Source organism: Halomonas jincaotanensis (assembly GCF_018448785.1).
Lineage (GTDB): Bacteria > Pseudomonadota > Gammaproteobacteria > Pseudomonadales > Halomonadaceae > Halomonas > Halomonas jincaotanensis.
In genome coordinates this window covers 1-1,013 of the sequence record NZ_JAHCLU010000053.1, presented here as the reverse complement: position 1 = coordinate 1,013, position 1,013 = coordinate 1, and the positions used below count along the sequence as shown (strand labels likewise).

Here is a 1,013-nt window from a genome sequence, read left to right as displayed (position 1 = left end):
CCCTGGAAAATCTGACGAAGATCGACACTCGAACGCTCGCCGATGGCGTCAAAATTCTCATCCAGCCAGCGTGTGACGGTGTCGCGGCCGAGATCGCGCAGCTTGGTGAGAAACTTCCATTCCGTATTCATCTTCGATGAAGCGCCCAGCGGTTTCAGCTCCGCCTCATTTTCCACGACATGCACCCGTACCTGACGGTATTCATCAGCCGAGAGCTTGCCCTGGCGGATCAGCCGGTCGACGAAGTCGATCCCGCTCAGCTCCTTGATCAGGCTGCTGTTGAAACTGATCTCGCTCATCCGGTTCTGAATGTCTTGGGGGTTCTTCGGCGCCCCCTTGCGCTCGATCGGATTGATCTGAATCACCAGGATATCGTCGGTACCGGTCTCGTCGTGAAAGGGAAACAGCGACGGATTACCCATGTAGCCGCCATCCCAATAGGGCACGCCGTCGATCTCGACTGCCTGATAGAGATAAGGCAGACAGGCCGAGGCCATCAACATGTCCACCGTTATTTCCTCGCGAGGGAAGACCTTGACATGGCCGGTCTCCACGTTGGTGGCCGATATATAGAGTTTGAACGCCGTGCAGCTACGCACCATGTCGAAATCGATGCATTTCTTCACCATATCGCGCAACGGATTGATATTCATAGGATTAAGCTGGTAGGGCGACGCCACCCGGGAAAGCGCATCCATCGCGTGATACATGGGGTTGTTCTCCAGCCCCCAGTTGCCCGTCAGAACGTCGTAAGGCGTGCGTTTCAACGGGCTGTTCTTCGCGCCGTCGCCCATGCATCGCCAAAATTGTTCGAGAGCCGCTCTTCCGCCCTCGGGGCCATCGCGGGCGAAGCCTTCGGCCAACGCCACCGCGTTCATCGCCCCCGCCGACGTGCCCGAGACCCCGGCGATCTTCAACCTCCCGTCCTCGAGAATCCGATCCAGAACCCCCCAGGTAAAAGCGCCATGCGCACCTCCGCCCTGAAGGGCGAGGTTAATGAGCTTGGGTTTCTG

The 1,013-nt window shown here is 58.1% G+C and carries 1 protein-coding gene; it reads right to left on the bottom strand.

Annotated elements, in window-relative coordinates; genetic code table 11:
- Positions 1–998: patatin-like phospholipase family protein (locus tag KG088_RS19420; protein WP_213828271.1), on the bottom strand; the 998-nt coding region annotated here is incomplete at its 3' end.
- Positions 999–1,013 lie beyond the last annotated feature (15 nt).